This is a genomic window from Hallerella succinigenes (genome assembly GCF_002797675.1).
Lineage (GTDB): Bacteria > Fibrobacterota > Fibrobacteria > Fibrobacterales > Fibrobacteraceae > Hallerella > Hallerella succinigenes.
Map to the genome: position 1 here is coordinate 2,630,061 of NZ_PGEX01000001.1, position 24,377 is coordinate 2,654,437.

A 24,377-nucleotide genomic window follows, 5' to 3' on the forward strand; every position below is an offset into this window, starting at 1 on the left:
ATTGGACTGTACGATCGCTCTTGTCGGAGCAGGAGGCTTTGTCGGCTCGCACCTGCTCTGGGCTCTTTTGGAACGGACTCCGTGGAAAATCCTCGCTGTAGATTTGGATTTTCACCGGCTTCAAAATTTGCGGTCGCAGAAGGATTCCCGGGTGGAATTCCTATTGGCAGATATTGCCGAACCGCAGATAATCCAAATGGTTTCCCAGTGTGAAATCGTGGTGAACCTTGCGGCGATTTGCACCCCGAGCCGTTACATGAGTGAAGCGCTCGCAGTCATCGAAAGTAACTTTTCGCATCCCGCGGCCCTTGCCGATGCCTGTGCTAAAACGGGCTCCTGGCTTGTTTATTTTTCGACGTCGGAAGTTTACGGTAAAACCACTTTGGCGACAGAAGTCCTGGACGAAGATGCTTCGGATTTTATCCAAGGTTCGGTCAAGGCTTCGCGTTGGTCTTATGCGGTAGCAAAGCAACTTTCCGAACGTTACATCGCTGCGATTCCGAACCTGAAGTATTCGGTGGTGCGACCTTTCAATTTTATCGGTCCTTGGATGGACTTTATGCCGGGCGTGGATGGCGATGGCATTCCGCGGGTCCTTGCGAATTTTTCGAGTGCCTTGGTGCAAAACGAGCCGATGGTGCTTGTGAACGGTGGGGAAGCGAGACGCTCCTTTACATCGATCCATGACGCTGTGGACTTTATGTTCTGTCTTTTTGAAAATCGGGAAAAGGCTTACGGCGAAGCGTTCAACGTGGGCAATGCAAAGAATGAACTTTCGATTCGCGAGCTTGCCGTTTTGATGCGCCGCATTTATGCTCGCATTCTTTCTGTTCCAGAAGAAAAACTTTCGCCGTTCAAAGAACTTTCGGGCGAAGCTTATTACGGTGAAGGTTATGAAGATTCCCTGCGCCGCATTCCTTCGGTTAAAAAGTCCAAAAGCTTGCTCGGCTTTGAAGCCAAGATTCCTTTAGAAGAAGCTTTGGAAGAATCGCTTCGTTGGTTCCATGCGCATTATACTTCGGAGTGTAAACGTTCATGACCCGTGACCTGTTCCTGTTCATTCCGGCTTACAATGTGGAGCGGGAACTTCTGGATTTATTAAAATCCATTCCGTCTTCCGTTTTGCTGCGCACGGCGGAGCTTTTGATTGTGAACGATGGGAGCGCCGATAAGACCCTCGCCGTCGCCAAAAAGTTTGCCGATGAAGAAATTCGAACGAGCGTTCGCGTCGAAAGCTTTGCGAAGAACTCAGGTTATGGCGCGGTCATCAAAACGGGCCTTTTGCGCGCCAAGGAACTAGCCGGACTTTTGAACGTAAAATTTGCCGTTTGCTTACACGGAGACGGTCAATATCCCGCAAAGTCCATTCTACCGATGATCGAAACGCTCGAAGGATCGGACGCGGTCATTTGCCAGGGATCGCGGCATGCCTTGCAAGGTGGCCCTCGGGAAGGACGCATGCCGCTTTACAAGTTTCTCGGCGGAAAGCTTTTGACCTTTATTGAAAATTGCGTTTTTATGAACAAGCTCTCGGATCGTCACAGCGGCTTGATCGCTTACCGAACCTCTTACTTGAAAAAACTCAACTTGAAAAAGCTCAGCGGTTCGTTCGATATCGATCTTGAAATTTTAGCGACCGCGGATGCGCAAAAGGAAAAACTTTTGGAAATTCCCATTGAAACGCGCTATGCGGGGGAAGTTTCCAATTTGCGCGTGATACCTTACGGTTTCCGTGTGTTGCGCGTTGCACTTCGCCGTTTGAGAGGCTTTTATGGTTGATGTCTTGATTACTGGAGGCGCAGGCGTTGTCGGGTCAAGGCTTTGCCAAAAGTTCCTTTCGATGGGACTTTCCGTTCGTGTGCTCACGCTTCCGGGGCAAGGCGAAGTGAAGCGCCTTCCGAAAGAAGTGGAAATTTTTTACGCCGATGTGACGGACCCGAAAACGCTTTCGTATGCGTTCCAGGGTGTGCATACGGTTTGCCACTTGGCAGCGGTGATTCTTGCGAAGGACCGTTCTGCATTTGAACGCATCAATTATCAGGGAACAAAGAACGTTCTGCTCGCAAGTAAGTCGGCTGGGGTCAAGCGTTTTTTGCTGGTTTCGAGCATTTCGGTAACGTACCCCGTTTTGACGGATTATGGCCTGAGCAAATTGCAGTGCGAGACTTTGGTAAAAAATTTTGGAATTCCGTACACGATTGTACGGCCTACTTTGGTCGTGGAAGAAACCGGCGGTGCGGAATACATGCTCTTTGTGAAGTATTTGAAAAAGACCCCGATCGTCTTTTTGCCGGGCGGAGGAAAGTGCTTAAAACGCCCTGTTCCAACGGAAGATTTGGTATCGGGGATTGTAATGGCGGCGACTTCTCCGAAGGCGCTTGGAAAGATTTACGCCTTGGGTGGCTCCAAAGTGCTTTCGATGGCGGAAATGGCTCGAATTTCGCTTGAACGTGCAGGCATGCATAAAAAAATTCACAACATTCCGCTGTGGATATGCCATATTTTAGCCACTTTAAAACAGATTTTCATCCCGGGAAGCGTTTCGGCAAAGCAAGCACTTGCAGGATTTTGGTATAATGCATCACCGGAAATTGCAGATGCGGAAAAGGATCTCGGTTATAAGCCAGGGACTCCTTTTTAAACATTATTTTTTGAGCAATTCCAAAAAGAAAAGAATAGTTTAAGGAAATAACAAAGAGGTTTTTATGAATTTGAAGAAATTTTCTTCGGTCGCTTTGACGTCGGCAGCGCTCCTTTTCACGGCTTGCGGTAGCGATAGTTCAAGCAGTCCGAACCGCGAATCGGATTCTTCATCTTCGACCGGAACATCATCTTCTTCGGTAGAAAATGAAAAAGCGGCGGAAATCGATGCTCTTGTGAAAGAAACTCCGAACATGCTTTTGACGAAAAAGGGTGATGCGAACATTTGGCTTGTCGCCGGTTCCACGGGGCTTTATTCTTTGTGGGCAATTGATACTGCATCCTCGTCGACTTCTTACGCCAATGCTTTGACCAAGGGTGATATTACCACGGGAAAACTTGAATTCAGCAAGCAGGCGGACGGATTCGTTTATTCCAAGGGCGTTGCGCAGGCGGAAGCCTTTATTGAATGGCTGGAAGACGGCATTACGCTTGAGTTCTCTGTGGAAGACGACGTTTTGATGGTTTCGATCGACGGCGACAAACCTGTGGCTGTGCAAAAGGCAACGCGCAAGGTGACTTCGGGCTATCTTTCCAAGGCGGATTCTCTCGTCGGAAAGCAGCTCGAATGGAGCAACGGAGATTCTTCTTCGGTCTACCGCTTCTTTAAGAACGGCGAATATGTGCGCCTCGGATTGGATGACGAAAAGAATTCTTTTGAAGCGGGCTATTATGATGTGCATCGTCAGGTTCTTTTGATGAAACCGGTGGAACACACGGGAACCGTGAGCGTCCTGACCGCTTATACGGCAAAGGTCGATGGCGATACTTATGATTTCGACGATGGACTTGCGCTAAAATCTTATAAGGCATCGACGATGAAGGTTTCTTATCCGGATGTCGAACTTTTGAAAGCAAACGGCTGGGAATCGAAAAGCAACGATACGCTGCTCTGGACTTTAGACTTGCAAGAAGATAATCGATATCTGATTGAAGGCAAGACCGGTGTCACGGACAACACGCTCAAAATTCGTCGTAAGGGCAATTGGAGCGTTTACGGCGACTATCTGGTGATGACCGTGGATACTTGCCAGGCGGTTACTTCTGTGAAATGCCCGACGGAATACGGACAAATCACGACTCTTTCGGAAGGCGGATTCGAATTTGACAACGTGATTGAAGATCTCGAATACGCCGCCCCAAAGAAATGGACTCCTGTTATTGAGGAATAACCGTTTCTGGCCAGGGATGCTTCGGGTACCTTCCCCGAAGCTCTTTTCGTATCTCGGGGTAAGTGTTCTTCCAGAAGCCCGTTAAATCCCACGTCTTTTGCGCCGTGCGGAAGTTCGGGGCTAGAATGTCGTAGCGGACTTTGATTTTTCCCTGCGCAATCGTATGTTCTCCACGCATCTGCATCAAGTCTTCGATGCGGGCAGAGATTTCCACGGGAGCGTCTTCCTCGTAATGGTACCGCGCCTTTTTCCCGTTGGGCAGCACAAGCGTATCCGGGAACATTTTTTCCATCCAACCGATCATGTTTTCGCCGAAGTATTCCTTCATCTTTTTGCGGAAACGTTCTGCGGTCAGATCGCGCATTAAAAAGACGCCGTCCATAAAATCTTCGACGACAATGTCCATATCGTCTCCGGACCATTCGGGAAGGGAATATTCGGGGAAGTTCGCCGCGGCGAGCTTCATTTTGCAAAGAAGGATCTTGTTCGCATCGTCCATCCAAAGGTGAGAAAGACCTTCGCGCTTGTGACGTTCCATCCAGGTGCTACCGGTCAGCGCTTGGAGCTTTTTTAAAATCTGCGGGGAAGCTTCTTGCGGCTGAATTTCCTTGCGGGAAATTTCAGCGCCGTTGGACGTGCGAATTTCAAGACCGATGTAACGTTCTTGGCCCGAGCGCCAAAGCAGTTCGTAATGAACTTCGGCATTGTCGTTTTGAAGGAACTTGTCAGGCACTGGCACATAAAGGCTTGCATGCATTTCTGACTTTTGCGCGGAACTGGTGCGCAGTAAATGAAAGACGAGAATCGCGTTCGCTTCTTGGACGCTTGCCGGCGCAATCGGGAACGTGTCCGTCGGCGTCTTGTAAGCGCTTCCGCTTTGAATGGCGAGCGCCTGGGGAAAAGCTTTCAAAAGGGCTTGGATGGTCGAATCGGAATCGTTCTGGGTGAAACGGGCTGCGTCTTTTTCTTTGGCGTGGTCTGCAAGGCGTTTGAAGGTGAGGCGCGTTTCTCGGGCGGTCCGGTTTCCCTTGTGCAAAAGGTCTTCGGCAAGCTCTAGCGCATTCTGCGGAACACGATCCTTGCCCGAAGACTCTTCGCTGTCGAGAATGGAAAAAAGAGCGAGCGTTTGGTTTGAAATCCGGGAGGCTTCGAGGTAAGCCTTTGCCAAGGCAAGATCATTCAGCGGAACGTCCAAGGCTTTTTCGCCGAGTGCTGTAATGTTCCCATCGGCGAAAACAAAACCGTTTGCAGCAAGCTCTTTCAAAGCCTTTGCAGAGAACTTTGCGTCCGGTTCGGTGGGCAGGTGCAGGTCGGTGGGTTGCACACGGGCGATCTTTGCAAGAGCGGCACGTTCCAGAAGAATCGGACGCAGATCGCTCTTTTGCACTTCGGGAACGATTCCCTTGGGAAAGAAAGTCTCTTCGCGGCTGCTCCACAGTCGAATGCAAACGCCTTTTTGTGTACGGCCTGCACGACCGGTGCGCTGTACCGCATTCTGCAAACTGATGCGGCTGAGCTTTAACAGATTTTTGTTCTGCAGCGCATTGAATTCCGTGGTGCGTTCAAGGCCCGAATCGATTACGCCTGTGACGCTCGGAATCGTTAAGCTTGTTTCGGCGATGTTTGTCGAAAGGATTACGCGCGGTGCATCGGTACTTGCAAAAATTTCTCGTTCGACGGATTTATCTTGCCCTCCGTAGAGCTCGTAAATCGAAAGCTTGCCGTAACCGTAGACTTCGTCCAGGTGACGGTGTACGGTTGAAATTTCGCCCTTACCCGGTAAAAAGACGAGGGTCGTTCCCCAGACACCGTTTCGTTCCAAAGTGCGCAGTGCCTTTTCCACGTTCTTTGCAAGGGGAGTGCCTGCGGGGGAGTCCTGGTTCAAAATCTGCACGGGGAATCCCGGACGTCCGACCTTTAAGCAGGGGACCTGTAATATATTTTCGAGTTCTTCGCGGTTCAGCTCTGCCGAAAGAACAGCGATCTTCGGCACGAACGCTCTGTCTTTTGCGGACTGTTGCATCGCCAAAAAGTAGGCGAGTAAAAGGTCCATTTCGGCACGGCGCTCGTGGAATTCATCGAAGACAATCCAGTCAAAATGTTCGGGCTTGTGCAGCTCGGACTGGAGAAAATTCCCGTAGGTGGTAAAAAGGATCTGCGTCTTATCGCTGACGGCGCTTTCAAACCGGATCTTGTAGCCGATGGTAGAACCTTCCGGTGCGCCGGAAAGTTTTGCCAGGTAGCCGGAAAGGCTTGTAGCGGCAAGACGTCTCGGTTCAAGGACCGCGACTTTGGCTGTGCCGTTCTTTTCGGAAGCGAGCAGCCATGGGACAAGAGTCGATTTACCGGAACCGGTCGGGGCGGTCAAAAGAATGTTTTGACCCTTGGCGATTTCGGCGCGGATGGCTTCTGCGCTTTCGTAAAGAGGAAGCGAGTGAAAAGCGGAATTAAGCACGCGGGAAGCGGAGATGTTCGGCAGTCGCCTTGTCCGCATACGGCCAGTGGCTGTTCTTTGCCTGTCTGTCGAAGAGAAGGTTCTGGAGACGGCGCTGCAGACCCGCTTCTGACTTGCAGAAGAAGTAGACGACCTTGTCTTCCTTGGCGATGTAGAAGGAAGCAGCCTTGTACTTTGCCTTGTAGGCGGTACGGAAGGTCATGATGTCTTGCTTCTTCGGTATCACGCGGCCATTCTTGATTTCGCAGATGACGTCTGCGTCCTTCATCATGGCCTGACCTTTCTGGCGCACAAATTCCAGGTTCGGAGCGGTGTTTTTCTTGATGGTGTTCAAATCAAAGGCTCCACCACCTTCTTTTATGACGCGACGCACGGCACGGATCACGGCGACAATCGCGACCACGACGAAGATAATCAGGATGAGCCACCAGTAATTGGCAAAAAATTCAGCAACTTGGGACATATAGCCTCATCTATGTAAAAACTGTTTTGGAAGATAGAAAAAGAATTCGGAGCCCTTAAATCGGAGAGTGAAAATTTCTATCGTTTTTGGAAATTTCACAACCTAAAGAGGTACTCAGACGAAATGAAAAATTGGCGTATCGACGATTCCCGCGATCTTTACAACGTCCGCGGGTGGGGCATCAATTACTTCGACATTAACGAAGAAGGCCACGCAACGGTGAGCCCGCTTCGCGACAAAGGTCCGGCAATTGATCTTTATAAGTTGGTGCAGGAACTCGATCTTCGAGACATGCCGGCTCCGGTGCTTGTCCGCTTCCCGGACATCCTCGATATGCGCATTGAAAAAATCAATGAGTGCTTCAACAAGTCGATTCAGGAATACGGTTATCACGGTTCTTTTTACGACGTGTTCCCGATCAAGGTGAACCAACAGCGCGCGGTTTTGGAAGAAGTCGTTCGCCACGGAAAAAAGTTTAACATCGGACTCGAAGCCGGTTCCAAGCCGGAACTTCACGCTGTCCTTGCCAACATGGACAATCCGAATTCGCTCATCATCTGCAACGGCTACAAGGACGAAGACTTTATTGAACTCGCCCTCCTCGCTCAGAAGATGGGGAAGAATGTGTTTGTCGTCGTCGAAAAGATGAACGAACTTCCGATGATCATCGAAATTTCTCGTCGCATCGGAGTCAAGCCGAACATCGGTCTTCGCATTAAGCTCGCTTCGAGCGGTCAGGGCAAGTGGGAAGAATCCGGTGGATACCACAGCAAGTTCGGCCTTTCGAGTTCGGACCTTCTTTGCGCCATGGAAATCATTCGCAAGGAAAAGATGTGCGACTGCGTGAAGCTCATCCACTGCCATCTCGGCAGCCAGATTACGAACATTCGCAAGATCAAGGCGGGCCTTCGTGAAATCTCCGAATTTTACGCACAACTGAAGCAGCTCGGCATGGGCGTCGAATTTGTGGACGTCGGAGGCGGTCTGGGCGTGGACTATGACGGTAGCCGCAGTGCCGCAACCGGTTCTGTGAACTATTCTATCCAGGAATACGCAAATGACATTGTGTATTCGATTTATGAAACTTGCGAAAAGTTCAATCTTCCGCATCCGAACGTGATTGCTGAAACGGGCCGCGCCCTTTCTGCGCATCATTCCGTACTCGTGTTTAACGTTCTCGAAGCGGCAGGCCCTGCATTCTATGAAGAAGCGGAAATTGAAATCCCGGAAGATGCAGCCGATTGCATCAAGGATCTTTACAGCATTCTCAAGTGCTTGAACGTAAAGAACCTGCTTGAAAACTGGCACGATGCCATGCAGATTAACGATGATGTTCTTTCCGGATTCCGCGTGGGAACGGTCGACCTGCAGACGCGCGCCCTTTCGGAACGCTTGTTCTGGAGCGTTGCGCGCAAGGTTTGCGAACTTTCGACGGAACTGCGCCATTCCCCGGCTGAACTTTCGGAACTTCCGCGTTTGCTTGCCCGCAAGTACTTTTGCAACTTTTCGCTCTTCCAGAGCCTTCCGGACAGCTGGGCGATTGACCAGATCTTCCCGATCATGCCGATCCAGCGCTTGAACGAAGCTCCGACGGTGGATGCGACGCTTCAGGATATCACCTGCGACTCCGACGGTAAAATTGACATGTTCGTGAGCGGGGAAGGCGTCGTGAGAACGCTTCCGGTGCATCCGTTAAAGGCTGGTGAACCGTATTATTTGGCGGTTTACCTCGTCGGTGCTTACCAGGAAATCCTCGGTGACTTGCACAACCTTTTTGGCGATACGAATGCTGTGCATGTGGTCTGCGACGGAAACGGCTACCGTATCGATCAGATGATTGACGGCGAATCCGTGGAAGATGTTCTCGACTACGTGAACTTTAGCGATAAGGCTCTCGTGCGCACCATGGAAAACTGGGTTTCGAGTTCCGTGAAGGAAGGCAAGATTACTTTGCAGGAAGGCAAGGAATTCTTGAACATTTACCGTTCGGGACTTTATGGCTATACGTACTTGGAAGAGTAGGCTTATTCCTTCCACCTGCGATTCGACGTGAGGGGAGGCTTCCCTCACGTTTCATCAAAATCATCACCGGCATCCGCAGGTGCGGCAAGTCGGTCGCTCTTTCGCTGATTTGTTTAACTCCATTCGCGCCCACGACGGTTTTTTCGACTTGACGCACCATCTGGAGAATGTTGTTTACGATGAACTCCTGTATAGGGGATATTCTCTGAGCGTCTATTCAGGAAAGCAAGAAATGGGTGCGTTTGCCGACATCGACTATTTCACTTGTACCGTCAGGCACATCAAGCTATGGGACTTCTTGGAAATGGACGATTTATAGCTTTTCAGCCGGGCAGCAAATAGGGGAGGCTCCCTATTGACAACTTGTCAATAGAATCTCCTTTAAGGAGGTTCTTTTTTGGAAGCCTTTTTCTATGTAAGCAACCGATTCATCTTAACAAATCTTCCTGGCTTTGACCATTGTGTGACGCATAGGATGGGGTATTTTGGGATTCGAAAAGAGAATTGTCTTGGATTGCGTTTTGCACCTTCTTGAACACTTTTTCAAAAAGTGAGAAAGTATAGGCGCTGGAGTATGCGTCTAAATGGAGCCTATTGAGAAGGTTTTTGCGATTAAAATGGGAGGTTTTACATTTTCGAAATCAAAAAAATCGTATTTTTCTTATGTGAATTTTGCCACTTTAGCAAGATTTCTGTTGAACAATCACAATTGAATTGAAAAATAAATATGAGTCTTAAAATCGTTGTGCTTGCTAAGCAAGTACCTGATACACGAAACGTGGGTCCCGATGCCATGACGGAGCAGGGAACCATCAATCGTGCCGCATTGCCCGCGGTCTTCAACCCCGAAGACCTGAACGCCTTGGAGCAAGCCCTTCGTTTGAAGGACCAGTTCCCGGGTTCCACCATCTCTGTGCTGACGATGGGTCTCCCGAAGTCTGCCGAAGTTATCCGCGAAGCTTTGTACCGCGGTGCCGACGAAGGTTTCGTGGTGACGGACCGCCCGCTCGGTGGTGCTGACACTCTCGCTACGAGCTACACGCTCGCCCAGGCCGTGAAGAAGATTGGCGACTACGACATCATTCTCGGTGGCCGCCAGGCTATCGACGGCGATACCGCACAGGTCGGTCCGCAGATTGCAGAAAAGCTCGGCCTTACCCAGGTGACCTACGCTGAAGAAATTTTGAGTCTCGACGAAAAGGCCAAGAAGGTCGTGATCCGCCGCCACATCGACGGTGGTGTGGAAACGGTGGAAGCACCGCTCCCGCTGGTCGTGACCGTGAACGGAAGTGCGGCCCCGTGCCGTCCGCGCAACGTAAAGCGCCTCATGAAGTTCAAGAACGCGACGGTGGTTGCCGAACGCAAGCCGGAAGACGCCGAAAAGTACGAAGCCCTCATCGCGAAGAAGCCCTACCTGAACATTCCGCAGTGGGGTGCCGCCGACATCGACGCAGACCCTGCACAGATCGGTAAGGCCGGTTCGCCGACGAACGTGAAGGCCGTCAAGAACATCGTGTTCAAGGCGAAGGAAAGCCGCACGCTCACCGCAAGCGACGCCGACGTCGAAGGACTTATCAAGGAACTTTTAGACGGGAAGATTATTGGCTAGCCTATGAATAACGTATTTGTATATTGCGAAATTGAGGGCACGACCGTTGTCGATGTTTCCCTCGAACTTTTGTCCAAGGGCCGCAAGCTCGCCAACACGCTCGGCGTTCAGCTCGAATGCATCTGCGCAGGCAAGGGCCTCGACGGAATTGAAAAGCAGGTGTTCCCCTACGGTGTGGACAAGGTCCATGTGTTTGATGCCGAAGGGCTCTTCCCCTACACCACCAACCCGCACGCATCGCTCGTGGTGAACCTCTTCAAGGAAGAGCAGCCGCAGATTTGCCTGCTCGGTGCAACGGTGATTGGCCGTGACCTCGGCCCGCGCATTTCCAGCGCCATGCACAGCGGCCTTACCGCCGACTGTACCGAACTCGAAATCGACAGCTTCGAAATGAGCATCGGCGGCGTGAAGAAGTTCTACGAAAACCAGCTCTGCCAGATTCGCCCGGCGTTCGGCGGCAACATCGTTGCTACCATCGTGAACCCGGAACACCGCCCGCAGATGGCGACGGTGCGCGAAGGCGTGATGAAGAAGGAAATCGTGGACCCGAACTACAAGGGCGAAGTCATCCAGCACGACGTGGCCAAGTACGTGCCGGAAACGGAATACGTGGTCAAGGTGCTCGAACGCCATGTGGAAAAGGCCAAGCACAACCTCAAGGGCGCACCCATCGTGGTCGCCGGTGGTTACGGCATGGGCTCCAAGGAAAACTTCGACATGCTGTTCGAACTGGCGAAGGAACTCCACGCCGAAGTGGGCGCAAGCCGTGCCGCTATCGACGCGGGCTTTGCCGATTATGACCGCCAGATTGGCCAGACCGGCGTGACCGTACGCCCGAAGGTCTATATCGCCTGCGGTATTTCCGGCCAGATTCAGCACCTCGCCGGCATGCAGGATTCAGGAATCATCATCTCTGTGAACTCCGACCCCGACGCCCCGATCAACGCGATCGCTGACTACGTGATCAACGGCACCGTCGAAGAGGTCATCCCGAAGATGATCAAGTATTACAAGGCAAACAACAAGTAGGCGTTATGGCGAATTTTTACACAGATCATCCAGAGATTAAGTTCAACCTTGAAAGCTCTCCTCTGATGCAGCGCATCGTGGAGCTCAAGGAAAACGGCTACGCCGACAAGGACAGCTTTGACTACGCGCCGGAAGACTACGCCGACGCGATAGACAGCTACAACCGCGTGCTCGAAGTCGCAGGCGACATCACCGCAAACACGGTCTTCCCGAACTCCGAAGACGTGGACGCCGAAGGTCCCCACTGCGAAGACGGCCGCGTGCGTTACGCAAGCAAGACCTACGAAAACCTCGAAGCCACCCGCAAGGCTGGCCTCAATGGCGTGACCATGCCGCGCCGCTTCGGCGGCCTGAACTTCCCGATTACCGCCTACACGGCCATCAACGAAATGATCGCCTCTGCGGACGCCGGTTTCGAGAACATCTGGTCCCTGCAGGACTGCATCGAGACCTTGTATGAATTCGGCGACGAAGACCAGCGTTCCCGCTTTATCCCGCGCGTGTGCGCCGGCGAGACGATGTCCATGGACCTGACCGAACCCGATGCCGGTTCCGACCTGCAGCGCGTGATGCTCAAGGCCACCTACAGCGAAGCTGACAAGTGCTGGTACCTGAACGGCGTGAAGCGCTTCATCACGAACGGCGACAGCGACATCCACCTGGTGCTCGCCCGCTCCGAGGAAGGCACCCACGACGGCCGCGGCCTCTCCATGTTCATTTACGACAACCGTGAGCACAAAGCGACTCGTATTAACGAGTCGTGTGTGCGAGAGCGAGGCGAAACCATCGGTTCTTCTAGCGATGGAGCCGAGCGGTCGCAAAAAGACGGCGGCGTGAACGTGCGCCGCATCGAGAACAAGCTCGGCATCCACGGAAGCCCGACCTGCGAACTTGTCTACAAGAACGCGAAGGCGGAACTCTGTGGCCGCCGCAAGTTCGGCCTCATCAAGTACGTGATGGCACTCATGAACGGCGCCCGCCTTGGCATTGCAGCACAGTCCGTGGGCATCAGCCAGATGGCCTACAACGAAGCTCTCGCCTACGCCAAGGACCGCAAGCAGTTCGGTCAGGCCATCGTGAACTTCCCGGCCGTCTACGAGATGATTTCCAACATCAAGGCTCGCCTCGACGCAGGCCGCGCACTCCTGTACCAGACAGCCCGCTACGTGGATATCTACAAGGGCCTCGAGGACATCGAGCGCACCCGCAAGCTCACCGACGAGGAGAAGGCAGAACTCAAGCTCTACCAGAAGCTCGCTTCCGCTTGCACTCCGCTTGCGAAGGGCATGAACTCCGAATACGCGAACCTGAACGCCTACGACAGCATCCAGGTTCACGGCGGTTCCGGCTACATGCTCGAATACGCCTGCCAGCGCCTCTACCGCGACGCTCGTATTACTTCGATTTACGAAGGCACGACGCAGCTCCAGACCGTGGCAGCCCTCCCGCACATCAACACCGGCACCTACAGCCAGATGCTCGAGGAACTGGAAGCGGGCGAAGTGGCCGCCGAATACGAGAGCCTCAAGGCCCGCGCTAAGGCCATGGACGCGAAGTTCTACGAAGCCGTGGAATATGTGAAGGCGGCTAACAACAACGAGTTCACCGACCTCTGCAGCCGCCACCTCTACGAACTCGCCGCCAACTGCGTGATGACCCAGTTGCTCCTCCGCGATGCAACCAAGGCGCCCGAACTGTTCGAAAAGAGCATGAAGGTGTACCTGAACCTCGCCGAAGCCGAAGTCGCCAAGCACTACAACTTCGTGAAGAGCGTGGATGTGGAAGCGATCGCGAATTATAAGAAGGCGTAAGTAGTAGTCAGTGGTTAGTGGCTTGTGATTAGTGAATAATCGCGGCTTCGCCGCCTACTGGCGATGTCATTCCCGGCGCCTGTCCTCGCTTGACGGGGATGACCGGGAATCTCCCTTTAAAGCAGAAAACCTCGGATTTTTCATCCGAGGTTTTTCTTTTATTCTAAATTAATTTGGAACTATTTCAGCACAACATTTTTCCCGCTGACAGAACCGTTGTGTTCGATAGTCACCATGTAGCGACCACTCGGAACATTTTCGGAATTCCATTTCAGGGAATTGTAGCCGGGCCGTGCATTCTCGCTAACAAGCGTTGCAACCACGGCACCATCGGCATCCATAATGGAGATTACAGCCCTGCCAGCAGATTTCAATTCAAAGCCAACGGATGTTCGGCTAAGCCCCTTCAATGTTGCAGAAGCATTCTTATTCAAATTAGGTTGCTTTATCTTGGGTGCAAACTCGTCTGCCTTTTCGACATAGATTCCGTTCAGCGATTTAGCGGAAACAGGCGACTCAGATTTTACCAAAGTTCCGTTTTGCAGTACGGCTACAAGTTGTTTGCTACTTTCAGTCGCACTGGCGTATGTTTCAAGTTCCTCCGCATTAAATTCGGACTTGTCACCATACCAGGATTCGACACCTTCGCTTTCCAAATCCTTTACCGTAATTTGAGTGCGGCGAAGAGTTGCCGATAGCGTATCAACGCCACTTACAAAGGTAATCTCAAGCGGCTTGTTCTTTTGACCGCGAAGTTTCGCCTTCGACTCTTCGATAGACTTGCCTTTGAGCGATTCTCCATCGACAGCAATGATAACATCATTTGCTTGCAGTTTTGTTTCCGCAGCCGGTGTGCCGGGGATTACCTCTGCAACCTTAACGCCGTCGCGTACCTGGTAAATTGACACACCAATGCCACCGAAAGATTCGGAAGCAAGAAGAGGTGCAGTAAATAAAGTTATCGCTATCACAATTTTTTAAAGTTGTCTTTTTCAAATTTAATCTCCTAAAAGTTCAGAATTGCACCAGCTCCGAAGCCAGCGCTTGCAAAATTGATCATGGGGAAAAACATTAATTGAACCGAACCCATCTCTTCCTGCCCCTTTTGTAGTTTATATTTATTTAAGGAATCTTGATATTCATCTCGCTTTATCGCATGCTTTTTATGAACATTATATTTATAAATATTATATACAAGAACAGGAATGCCTACAAGATAAAGGGGAATTGAGATTCCAAGCATAGCGCCACCAGCTATTGCAGTAAAAGTTTCATCTCCAGCATCACCACTTTTGTGATTAAGTGCATATAATCCGCCTATTAGAAAATAAGTTCCAACTCCAGTAAGTCCGCCACCAACGGCTATACCAGCTATATTTGGTCCATAAGAAGATTCGCTATTTTCTAAAGAAATTAATTTCGCATAGATATCCACACTATCTATTTCTATAGCAGTATTTTCACTATTCGATTGCAACAAAGGTTGTTTTAAGCCCTGCGTACCATCTGCAGCATATATAACTGAGACATAAAAAAGAAGTAAGGCGCAAATTCGTTTGCAAATTTTCATTTCAAATTTCTCCTTATTATAAGAATGCCTCCATGCTTAGTTTGTACTCTAAAATTGGTTTTCATTGAACTAATAAGCCTTTGGGGTTTATCACCACAAGCATCCTTTATATTAAAGGAAAAGATTTTTCCCGCCGGAATATTTTCACATTCAATTGATCTAAAAAATTCTCTTGGTGGGTGTCCCGTTTTCACGCCATAAAAAAGTTTCGACTCTCGCCCCCAAAACTCTTTGTTTGAATTAAAAGTCATATTTTCATAGTCACTATATTCGCCTTCAATCCAAAAATATTGTTTTTCTGATTCCAAATCCATTTTAATGTTAATTTCTACATTATCTTCTACTTTTCCAATAGAATATGACATTTCAACATTCTTAACAGAAATGTCCAAAAGCTGTTCGGATTTAGTAACATAACTATTCAACAGAACACCATATTCCTGTTTCCATAATTCTATTTCACCATCTATATTAGAAAAAAATTTCTTAATCGTTGAAGTTATTGAATTATTTGTTATCCCCGCAAGCGAAAAAATGGCATCTAAAGTTTTTCCGATACTCATTACCGTAACATACGCATCGTTAAGACTCGACTCGCGCACAATTATCACATCCTTAAATGGGATCTCTCCTTTAATTAATCCATTAGATATTATTAGTGTCCGGTAAAAAATATAGCCAAAAATAAAAATGGCAGGTTCCTCAGGCGAAGAACCTGCCCGTTTTGTTTTTACCTTGTAATTACCACAAAACAAAGGGAAACAAAACGCTATGGCCAAAAGTACATTTTTTACCGGACAGCCGGTCTTCGCGCAACTCTGCAAGTATCTCGACAGGGACGAAATCCTCAGAATCAGCACGGAATCCGGCGGAGAACGCTACAGGAAGTCCTTCGACGCATGGACTCACCTGCTTTCGATGCTCTATGCGGTCGTGATGCGGTTCGATTCCCTGCGGGAGATAGAGGCGTCTGCGCTGACATTCGTGAGCAGAATGCCGCACCTGCAGATGGGCTGCGTGCCCAAGCGGAGTACGCTGGGGGACGCCAACGCGAAGAGAAGCGAGTCCATCTTCGGGGACACCTATTTCAGCCTGCTAAGGGCGCACAGAAGCCGACTTTTACCGGACAGCCGCCTCAACGGGCTGCCCGGATGGCTGGGACGGCTCAAAATCATCGATTCCACAACGGTGACGCTGTTCTCCAACCTGGTTTTCAGGGGTGTCGGCAGGGACCCGAAAATTGGAAAGAAGAAAGGCGGCATAAAGGTCCATACAGTCATCAGCGCGAACGAGGGGGTTCCCGGCGACATCAAGTTTACTTCCGCGGCCACCCACGACAGCTTCATGCTCAAGCCATGCGACTTTGACGACGGCGACGTGCTCGCCATGGACCGCGCCTACATCGACTATGAAAAGCTGGAGGATCTGACGCAGCATGGCGTTACCTACGTGACCAAGATGAAAAGAAACCTGACCTACGAGACGGTCTCGGAGAGCGTCCTGCTCGACGATGGCAGGTACCGGAACAGGTCGGTCAGGGACGTCGTGTTCCACAAGGGCGCTACAACGCATAGGGCCCGGATTATCTCGTACACCGAGACCAAGACTTCGAGGAGAGGGAGCAAGGAGCAGGAGGTCCAGCTGCTGACAAACAGCCACGATCTCGGCGTGGATGAAGTTATCGCCATCTATCAAAGGCGCTGGCAGATCGAATCGCTTTTCAAGCAACTTAAGCAGAACTTTCCCCTGCGCTACTTCTCTGGGGTGAGCGAGAACGCCATCAAGACCCAGATCTGGGTAACCCTCATCGCGAACCTTCTCCTGACCCTTGTGCAGCGCAGCCTTGAACGGCGCTGGAGCTTTTCCGGACTTGCGACAATGATGCGAATAATCCTGATGCTCTACATTGACATGTTTGACTTTTTTGAACATCCCACAAGGGACTGGGAACGCATGCTGCAGCATCCACCTTGCCCATCGTAGCGTCCAAATTTCTAGGGAGGGGGCTTGCAACGGCAAAGTCAAAGTCTAGACCGCGTAAATTCTGGGGTTTAGACGTTTTGAAAATTTTCTCCGGACACTAATAATTAGATATATATTCGATATTTCAGATAGAAAATCTGAAGTAATCGTCATATCGTAACCAAAAGCTATCTTATCCTCCCCTTGTATATCAATCCCCATGCTTTTTACTACTAATGTTATATTTCCCAATCCATCCACGGGAATTTCGTGTTTTCCAGCAAAATATGACATAATAATATTATTTATCGCAACTTCGCCAACACGAGTCTGAATTTTAATAGATGCAGATGTCAGCTACCCGTTTTTACATCCATTTTGTTCTGCTTCATATCAGCGACCCAACTTTTCGCACTAGTGTACCAAGTGCCAACCAAAGCTCCTAATAAAAGCCATAAAGTAATGGGCCAGTCCAAAGCCCTTCTTGTATAAATCGCGAGAACCAGCAGGGCAATAGATACAACTGCAATCATTATCGGGAAATTTTTACAAAGGGATCGAAAACATTTTCCATCGTCGGGCTCCGGATTACGCGCTTTCTTTTTCCGCACGGATGACGCCGAATTTCCCTTGGGAATAAACGCAGTCCACGATTTTAAAACCGCTCTCTTTCATCCAGTCGATTTCCTGACGAATGGAGCATTCCCTGTCCGCCTTTTTGCGTTCCATCCAACGGCAAAATTCCTTGTCGGACAATCCGGAGGACTTGACTTGCGTCACCCAGTATTCTTCCGTCTTTCTATTGATTTCGGCGTTTTCCGAAGAGAACTGGTCGTAATTGACAAAAACGCCTCCCCGGGAAAGGGATTCAAAAATCATTTTGAAAAGTGCCTTTTTTTGAGCGTGTTCCAAATGGTGAATGGATAGCGCCGAAACGACCAAGTTGGGCGAACCCGCCGGCAGTTTTTCCGAGTAATCCGCAATTTCGTATTTCACATTCGGCATTCCGGCAAAACGTCTTTTCGCTACATCCAGCATCTCTTCGGCAAAATCAACAAGGACAAACTCCGATGCAGGAAAATGCGGAAGCCAAAAAGAAGACAAAATTCCCGTTCCACTTCCCAAGTCAAAAATCAAGGCGGGCGCCCTGTCCAAGGATTTCGCCACGAAATCGGTCGACGCGATATAATAATCATCAAAACACGGGATGAATTTTCGGCGGTTCTCGTCGTATTCCTTGGCAACCAAGTTAAACTGTTCCCGGACGCCCATTCCAAATCCTCTCTCAAGAAAAACGTTTTTCCCAAACACTAGTGTCACTAAAAATTTAACATAAAAAGAGATTGTCAAAAAGGTCGAGGGATTCATCCTCGACTTTTTCTTTTTTCAGGATTTTTTACAGTCAGAAGTTCCTGAAGTGGGGCCTTGTCGGTCAGCGAAATTCCTAAAATCTGAAGAATTTCGTAAAGAGAACGATTCAATTTCATGTCGTGGTGAACAATCGCGACGAGGCAATAGGTGATGATGGCTACATGGATCTGAATCTTCACGACATTCTCCGACGTGCCCCAGATCTTCTTGATTGTCAGGTGCTGCTTCAGCCACTTGAAGAACAATTCCACCAGCCAACGATTCTTGTAGAGTTCGGCAACCCGGCTTGCAGATATCTTGTTCGAATTTGTAAGGTACGTGAACATCCTCTTGTCCTCCGCATCATAGCATTCCACTATGCGGAGCGGCTTGTCATAGAGTTTCTTCGTCTTGGGTCCCGTCAGGGTTATCTTGCAATCCTTCAGAATGTTGTCAGCAAGATTTTCCTTCGATTCCGCAAATTCGAATAGCATGTTTGTCTTGGCTCTGACAACAAAGAAACAGCCCATGGAATCAATCCGTGGAAGACGTTCGAAATCATTGTAGGCCCTGTCAAATACGTAATAGGAGCTTGTTTCGTAGGGGATGAAGTCCATGGCCTTCACGTCGTTCATCTTGGCTTCCGTAATCAACAGGAACGAGGGAACTTGAGTTTCGACATCAAGAAGCGTATGAATTTTGACGCCGCCCTTTGTCGAGCGAAACTTCGCCCATTCGAAAAACTCCAGACAGAGATCTATCGTCGTCGAGTCGAATGCATAGACATATCCCCTGAACCCGAAAATTTTCTTTGCCCGTTTTTTGCGGGCGAGTTCAATCATGTAATAGGCGAAATCCTCGAAGATGCGGAAACCCCTGTTTTCGTTAGCCTTTGCGAGATTGCTCCTGGTTACATGACGACCAGCACTGAGATGGTAACATTTTGAACGGTGCGCATCAAAAGCGACAATCAGGGCGCGCAGCTCATCGCAATTGGACAGTTGCCCGAACATCAGTGCCAACAGCTGGTTCCAGCAGGTAAAATGCTTGACATAGCGGTCACCGCTGTACTTTTGCACGATTCGGTTAAACTTACTTCTGTCTAGGAAGGAAACCAGCCGGGAGAAGACGAATAGATCATTAAACATGCCCTCATAGGTATGTTTTCTGCTAGAAAATTTCAAGTCCGTTCGGTTTCAAAAATCGTCTCTAGCCCTTTATTTATGCGGGTCCTAGGCGATTTGCTTCATTTTTTAGTGGACAGCAGTGAGAAGTTATATTTCCGTTGACATATTGAATTAGAGTAGTACTCTTGTTCCTATACCAGAAAATCTGGTAAATTTACCTGAGCTTCCAATATATAAGCCGAGCCACATCATGCCTTTTCTTTTTTTCTGAAAAAGTAGGGCCTGCTAAAAATGTCATTCTGGAGCCATAGGCGATAGAATCCATTTTTAAATAACTTGAAAGACTTGCAATAGCTGTTGGAGAAATCAAAAGTTGTACATGAAATTTACTCGCCTTTAAAAGTTCCTCAGAAACCTGGGGCGGAAGAATGTAATTACGAATATCAACCAGAAAACATTATTTTGGATGGTTTAACGAAACGTTTAATTTTCGGCGTGTTTCGTGGATGCTGTGTCGTTCCCGAGTAATTCAATTGTTGCTGCGATGCAGACAAATTCATCCTTTTCGCAGAATGACATTGCCGCAATTCAGTCGAACTTAATCACTTATCCTCATTGCGTTTGGAAACGGGTTTCAGACGAGTGGGGTAAGTAGACAACATTCAAAGGAGATTTTTTATGGGGCGAATTTAAGTCGCCAATGTTTTCCTAGCCTTACAATTCGTGGTAGTATGGGCAGATGTTTTCGTAATGGCCGTCTTTCATTCGAAACCCTTTAGGGATGGTGCCGAGCTGGACAAATCCGAGACGTTCGTACAGGTGGCGCGCATGAGTGTTGCTTTCGACAACGGCATTGAACTGCAAGACTCCAAATCCGTGCTTTTTAGCCTGTTCAAGGCAGTCCTTCACGAGCATTTCGCCGATATGCTTGCCTCTGGATTCTGAAGAAACCGCATAGCTTGCATTAGAAATGTGACCGCAACGGCCCACGTTGTTCGGGTGCAGAATGTACAGGCCGAAAACTTTGCCTTTTTCTTCGGCAACAGCGCAGTAGGTCTGTGCCGCAAAGAATTGCTTGCCTGTTTCGGGCGTGAGCGGCTCCTCTTGCGGAAAGGCGATGCCTTCTTCGACGATTTCGTTCCAGATGCGGATCATTGCCGCAAGGTCGGCTTCATTGTATTGTCTAATATGCATGACAGAAATTTAAAATATAATGCTTTCGGTTTTCGACTATTTCGATTTCCGCTCGAGTAGGCATGTGTATTCCGCAGCGCGAATGAAATCTTCTTGATGCTCGATTGCAATGACGGTATGACCGTTTTTGCAAAGCTCTTGGATGAGAGCGATCATGCGGTCGATGTCGTTCTTGTGCAGGCCGCGGGCCGGTTCGTCGAACAAAAAGAGCGTGTTCGGGAACTTCGCACGGGAAAGCGCGAGCGAAAGCTTCAACCGGGCCGCTTCACCGCCGGAAAGATGCGTTGTCGGCTGACCGAGCCGCAGGTAACCGAGGCCCGTGCGCACAAGAGGCTGTAAACGGTCCGAGAACTTGTGCGCAAATCCGAAAATCGCAGACGCCCGTTCCACGGTCAAGTCTAGCACGTCCGCATACGAGAGCGTTTTAAAACGGATTTCTAGAATTTCATCGCGAAAACGTTTGCCTTGGCAGACCGGGCATTCGGATTCTTCATATCCCGAAGGATCGCGCAGAATTCCTTCGCCCTTGCAGGTTTCGCAACGTCCGCCCGGAATTGTTGTGCTGAATTTGGATGCGGTAAAGCCTTTGACTTTGCTTTCGGGGAGTCCCGCAAACAGCTCGCGCAAGAGCGGTGCAATGCCTATGGCGCTCGCGATGGAACTGCGCCGGTTGCGGAAAAATCCACGGGTGCTGAGCAATGAAATATTTTGAATGCCGAGCTTTTTAAAATCGCCCTTAGCAAATCGCGGTTGGATATTTTCAAAGAGGACAGTGCTTTTTCCGCTGCCGCTTTCGCCCGAGATCACGCTAAAATGCCCGACGGGAAATTTGGCGCTCACCGGTTGCATATCGTACTTGGCGAATTTTTGCACGGTGATGTGTTCCGCATCGGGAATCGCGGGCTTCTTTTCGGCTTTCTTGGCTTTTAAGATGTCGCGGAGCCAAGCGCCTGTCGGCGAATCCTTTTTCGCCATCAGTTCTTGTGGGGTACCCTGGAAAAGAATTTCTCCGCCGAGTTCTCCTGCGCCAGGGCCCATTTCAATTACTTTGTCCGCTTTTTCAATCAGAATCGGATTGTGTTCAATCAAAACGAGCGTGTTTCCGCGGTCTCGGATTTCTTCAAAAATCTCCCAGAGCTTTTCGACATCGGTCTTGTAAAGGCCGCTCGCCGGTTCGTCGAGGCAAACGCACATTCCATCCAGATGTCCGGTCGCGAGGGGCGAAAGACGCAAACGTCCGAGTTCACCGCCCGAAAGGGTGCTGCCGATACGGCCCGCGCCGAGGTAGCCGAGCCCGACTTTGTTCACGGCGTGGATGCGGGCGTAAAGCATGTCGGCGGTGCTCTTTAAATGTTCGGGCAAGCGTCCGTTAAAGAGCTTGGGAAGGAGCGTGTCGAGAGTCGCAAAGGAGGATTCGAGAATGTCTTGCCAGGAAGTTTCGCCGACAGTCGAAGCAAGGATTTCTTTTTTGAGGCGCAGGCCGTGGCATTCGGGGCAAACGTCCGGGTCGCGATCTTCCGTTTCGCTGTAGATTTCTCCGTCGCCGTTGCAGCTCGGGCAGCGGAACTTGGGAGAATGTGGTGTAAAGTTGCCTGGTTCGAGCGGTGCGGCGGTCGTGTTGTGTTCTTCGCAGAACGGGATTGTGCTAAAGGTGGTGCGCGTTCCGCCGTTGTCTAATATGACTTTTGTATGCGAAAAACGGAGCGTCGCATCGACCGCTTCGGCGATGCGGGTACGGACGCCTTCGCGGATGATGACGCGGTCCAAAATGACGAACAGTTCCTTGGGCTTTGACTTGCGTTCTGCGGGGGTCAAGTCGCCGAGGGAAAGACTCTTGCCGTCCGCAAGGACGCGTGCATAGCCTTGGGAAAGGAGCGTTGCCGACAGCGCATCGAGCGTCAAATCTAGAACGTCGATCGGGGCGAGGAACTGCAGACGGCTTCCCTGGGGGAGGTTACAGATTTTGACGATGATGCTTTCACGGGAATCGCACTGCATCGGCTTTCCGCAGACAGGGCATGCGGGGCGGGCGAGAGCCGCCCATAAAATGCGCAGGGGAAATTCACATTCCGAAAGGGAAAGCGGACTCGATTTGGAAGGAGCGTCCCCACGGGAAGCGGCAATGGCGATGCTCGGGCGCAAGCCTTCTGCATTGTCCAAGGGAATGCTCGTTCTGCCGCCTAAAATTTTTAATGCGAAGGGGCTGAGCGTTTCCAGGTAACGCCTGCGGCTTTCTCCATGCAGAACGTCCATGACGAGCGTGGACTTTCCGCAGCCCGAAGGACCGCAGACGACAGTAATTTTCCCGAGTGGAAAATCCGCGTTCAGGTTGCGGAGGTTTCGAAGGTGTGCGCCGCGAAGGGAAATGTTCTGGTCCATTTCAGACCTCAGTTTTCGCCCCAGTTGATGAAGATAGCGCCGAACGGAGTGTTGAAATCACCGTTGTCAAAGCCGTCTTCGGAAATGCCGAGGAAGAGCCTGTAACCGCCGCCGATACCGAATTCGAGTGCCGGGGTGATCTGGTAATTAAAATGCAAAGCGGCGTCGGCGACAAAGAAGCCGTCTTTCGCCTTGGAATTTTCGGTTCCTTGAGTCTGGATGCTGCTAAAGCCTGCGCCAGCGGTCACCGGAATCGAAATGGAGAAATTGCCAAACGAAACGGGTTTGAGTTCAGCGAGAACGCCGAGCGAATTATAGTCCACTGCGATGTTTTTGCCGTTTTCCTTGGTGTTCACATCGTTTGCGACGGTCGCCGCATAAAGACCCAAACGAAAGTTCGGGTTTAAGACAACGCCCCCGTGGATTGAAAAGTACAGGGATCCGTCTTCGACGAGCAAAATGTTGTTCGCTTCAAAACCGACAAAAGCTTTGAGGGAATGGTCGGAAGCGACCGCGTCCGTATCGGTCAGAGTGCTGATTTCGGCAAGAGCCGGGGACGCAAAGCAGGCGAGTGTGATAAAAATCCAAAAAAGTTTTTTCATAATTTACCTTCTTGCCGTACCCAGTTCCATTTTTTGGCTCCGGATTTAGGCCAGCCATAAATAGTCCACACGATGCAGTTCCCGTAGAGCATGATCGCCCAGAATCCAAAGGCGAATAAAAGAACGAGCGGAATAAAGGCGAGGGAACCGTAAAAAAGCGACATGCGGCCGACGATGCCCTGCTGCAACATAATTAGAATGATCAGGTAAATGCAGGTGCAGACCCAGATGCCGATGCTCACGAGAAGCGATGGCAAAAAGAGCTTCTTATAAGAATAATGTCCCTTACGGTAGGGAAGGAGGAAAATGGCAAAAAAGATTAGCGCGATGAAAATCACATCGATCGCCACAATCCAGAATGCGCTCATGATTTGCGGAACGGTTTCGATGGTCAAAAAGCTCACATTGCTTGCGATTTCAAAAAGTCCGCCCTTGATATGGTTCACAAACATCGCAAAAAAGGCAAGACCGAGAGCCGCGAGAAGCAAAAGAGGCGTATAGGCGACAAACTGTTTTAAAAAAGGTCGGGAAGTTTGGTTTTCCCAGACCACGTTCATGTTGATTTCCAGGTTCCCAATCGCAAAAATGTAGGTGATGAAGAGGGAAATCGAACCGACAAGTCCTAAGGTTCTCAAATGGATATGTTCCGTATTCTCGAGGAGCGGCATAATGTCGTCGAGCGGAAGTCCGAGTGAGAAGAATTGGTCAAGGATCGGCAGGTACGTGTTGAAGAACGAGCCTAAACCGAGGGAAAGCGAAATCGCCGTTAAAAGGATAAAGAAGGGGATTACCGCAAGAAAGGACGTGTACGTCATGGCTGCCGCGCGGATCGTCCCGTGGTGGAACAGGAATGCTTTTGTCGAAATGATCAGCACACGAAGTGGGATAGGCCAGTTTCGGGTGAGGCGATCAATAAATTGTTCAAAATCCAT

21 protein-coding genes are annotated in these 24,377 nt (G+C 50.1%); 10 read left to right on the top strand and 11 right to left on the bottom strand.

The genetic code is table 11. The features are described 5' to 3' along the window. The first annotated feature begins 1 nt into the window (after position 1). The 4 genes from BGX16_RS12220 to BGX16_RS12235 all read left to right on the top strand — a co-directional run bounded on the left by BGX16_RS12220 (position 2) and on the right by BGX16_RS12235 (position 3,872). Positions 2-1,039, top strand: coding sequence for an NAD-dependent epimerase/dehydratase family protein (locus tag BGX16_RS12220; RefSeq protein WP_100426293.1), 1,038 nt, complete (start codon positions 2-4; stop codon positions 1,037-1,039). After that, positions 1,036-1,779: a glycosyltransferase family 2 protein gene (locus BGX16_RS12225; protein WP_100426294.1), complete on the top strand. Its 744-nt coding sequence runs from the start codon at positions 1,036-1,038 to the stop codon at positions 1,777-1,779. Before BGX16_RS12220 ends, BGX16_RS12225 begins: the two co-directional genes overlap by 4 nt. Beyond that, positions 1,772-2,641: an NAD-dependent epimerase/dehydratase family protein gene (locus BGX16_RS12230; protein WP_100426295.1), complete on the top strand. Its 870-nt coding sequence runs from the start codon at positions 1,772-1,774 to the stop codon at positions 2,639-2,641. Before BGX16_RS12225 ends, BGX16_RS12230 begins: the two co-directional genes overlap by 8 nt. 64 nt (positions 2,642-2,705) lie before the next feature. Then, positions 2,706-3,872, top strand: a complete 1,167-nt coding sequence (locus BGX16_RS12235; RefSeq protein ID WP_100426296.1) for a hypothetical protein — start codon at positions 2,706-2,708, stop codon at positions 3,870-3,872. Here the strand turns inward: BGX16_RS12235 and BGX16_RS12240 are convergent. Then, the gene (locus BGX16_RS12240; protein WP_198514920.1) at positions 3,859-6,327 is read right to left on the bottom strand and encodes an ATP-dependent helicase C-terminal domain-containing protein; all 2,469 of its coding nucleotides are present in this window, start codon (positions 6,325-6,327) and stop codon (positions 3,859-3,861) included. The two genes, BGX16_RS12235 and BGX16_RS12240, sit on opposite strands and share 14 nt — an antisense overlap. Beyond that, positions 6,320-6,790: a hypothetical protein gene (locus tag BGX16_RS12245; protein ID WP_100426298.1), complete on the bottom strand. Its 471-nt coding sequence runs from the start codon at positions 6,788-6,790 to the stop codon at positions 6,320-6,322. The genes BGX16_RS12240 and BGX16_RS12245 overlap by 8 nt, the downstream gene beginning before the upstream one ends. A gap of 123 nt (positions 6,791-6,913) precedes the next feature. Between BGX16_RS12245 and speA the strand changes: the two genes are divergently transcribed. From speA to BGX16_RS12270, 5 genes are all read left to right on the top strand, one after another. Continuing rightward, positions 6,914-8,812, top strand: coding sequence for a biosynthetic arginine decarboxylase (gene speA, locus BGX16_RS12250; RefSeq protein WP_100426299.1), 1,899 nt, complete (start codon positions 6,914-6,916; stop codon positions 8,810-8,812). A gap of 79 nt (positions 8,813-8,891) precedes the next feature. Beyond that, positions 8,892-9,131: a hypothetical protein gene (locus BGX16_RS12255; RefSeq protein ID WP_100426300.1), complete on the top strand. Its 240-nt coding sequence runs from the start codon at positions 8,892-8,894 to the stop codon at positions 9,129-9,131. A gap of 408 nt (positions 9,132-9,539) precedes the next feature. Further along, complete coding sequence (locus BGX16_RS12260; RefSeq protein WP_100426301.1) at positions 9,540-10,421, top strand: electron transfer flavoprotein subunit beta/FixA family protein; 882 nt, start codon at positions 9,540-9,542, stop codon at positions 10,419-10,421. 3 nt (positions 10,422-10,424) lie between these two features. Further along, positions 10,425-11,450 (top strand): electron transfer flavoprotein subunit alpha/FixB family protein, encoded by a 1,026-nt coding sequence (locus BGX16_RS12265; protein WP_100426302.1) that lies wholly within the window; start codon positions 10,425-10,427, stop codon positions 11,448-11,450. Positions 11,451-11,455: 5 nt separating this feature from the next. Continuing rightward, positions 11,456-13,261, top strand: coding sequence for an acyl-CoA dehydrogenase family protein (locus tag BGX16_RS12270; RefSeq protein ID WP_100426303.1), 1,806 nt, complete (start codon positions 11,456-11,458; stop codon positions 13,259-13,261). A 179-nt stretch (positions 13,262-13,440) separates the two neighbouring features. Here BGX16_RS12270 and BGX16_RS12275 read toward each other — a convergent pair whose 3' ends face one another. The 3 genes from BGX16_RS12275 to BGX16_RS12285 all read right to left on the bottom strand — a co-directional run bounded on the left by BGX16_RS12275 (position 13,441) and on the right by BGX16_RS12285 (position 15,610). Beyond that, entirely contained in the window at positions 13,441-14,169 is a 729-nt protein-coding gene (locus BGX16_RS12275) for a PDZ domain-containing protein (RefSeq protein ID WP_241899557.1), read from the bottom strand. A gap of 98 nt (positions 14,170-14,267) precedes the next feature. Next, the gene (locus BGX16_RS12280) at positions 14,268-14,831 is read right to left on the bottom strand and encodes a hypothetical protein (RefSeq protein ID WP_100426305.1); all 564 of its coding nucleotides are present in this window, start codon (positions 14,829-14,831) and stop codon (positions 14,268-14,270) included. Next, positions 14,828-15,610 carry a hypothetical protein gene (locus tag BGX16_RS12285; protein WP_157798040.1) on the bottom strand — a complete coding sequence of 261 codons (783 nt, stop codon included), beginning with the start codon at positions 15,608-15,610 and terminating at the stop codon, positions 14,828-14,830. Before BGX16_RS12285 ends, BGX16_RS12280 begins: the two co-directional genes overlap by 4 nt. Here BGX16_RS12285 and BGX16_RS12290 point away from each other — a divergent pair. Further along, on the top strand, positions 15,603-16,814 hold the full coding sequence (locus tag BGX16_RS12290; protein ID WP_100426307.1) for an IS4 family transposase: 1,212 nt from the start codon (positions 15,603-15,605) through the stop codon (positions 16,812-16,814). The two genes, BGX16_RS12285 and BGX16_RS12290, sit on opposite strands and share 8 nt — an antisense overlap. 567 nt (positions 16,815-17,381) lie before the next feature. Here the strand turns inward: BGX16_RS12290 and BGX16_RS12305 are convergent. The 6 genes from BGX16_RS12305 to BGX16_RS12330 all read right to left on the bottom strand — a co-directional run bounded on the left by BGX16_RS12305 (position 17,382) and on the right by BGX16_RS12330 (position 24,377). Further along, positions 17,382-18,161: a class I SAM-dependent methyltransferase gene (locus BGX16_RS12305; protein ID WP_157798041.1), complete on the bottom strand. Its 780-nt coding sequence runs from the start codon at positions 18,159-18,161 to the stop codon at positions 17,382-17,384. Then, on the bottom strand, positions 18,158-19,291 hold the full coding sequence (locus tag BGX16_RS12310; protein ID WP_100426311.1) for an IS4 family transposase: 1,134 nt from the start codon (positions 19,289-19,291) through the stop codon (positions 18,158-18,160). The genes BGX16_RS12305 and BGX16_RS12310 overlap by 4 nt, the downstream gene beginning before the upstream one ends. A 693-nt stretch (positions 19,292-19,984) precedes the next feature. Continuing rightward, positions 19,985-20,464 carry a GNAT family N-acetyltransferase gene (locus tag BGX16_RS12315; RefSeq protein WP_100426312.1) on the bottom strand — a complete coding sequence of 160 codons (480 nt, stop codon included), beginning with the start codon at positions 20,462-20,464 and terminating at the stop codon, positions 19,985-19,987. 36 nt (positions 20,465-20,500) lie between these two features. Continuing rightward, the gene (locus BGX16_RS12320; protein WP_100426313.1) at positions 20,501-22,843 is read right to left on the bottom strand and encodes an excinuclease ABC subunit UvrA; all 2,343 of its coding nucleotides are present in this window, start codon (positions 22,841-22,843) and stop codon (positions 20,501-20,503) included. A gap of 8 nt (positions 22,844-22,851) precedes the next feature. Beyond that, the gene (locus BGX16_RS12325; RefSeq protein ID WP_100426314.1) at positions 22,852-23,445 is read right to left on the bottom strand and encodes a hypothetical protein; all 594 of its coding nucleotides are present in this window, start codon (positions 23,443-23,445) and stop codon (positions 22,852-22,854) included. Next, complete coding sequence (locus tag BGX16_RS12330) at positions 23,442-24,377, bottom strand: YhjD/YihY/BrkB family envelope integrity protein (protein WP_100426315.1); 936 nt, start codon at positions 24,375-24,377, stop codon at positions 23,442-23,444. The genes BGX16_RS12325 and BGX16_RS12330 overlap by 4 nt, the downstream gene beginning before the upstream one ends.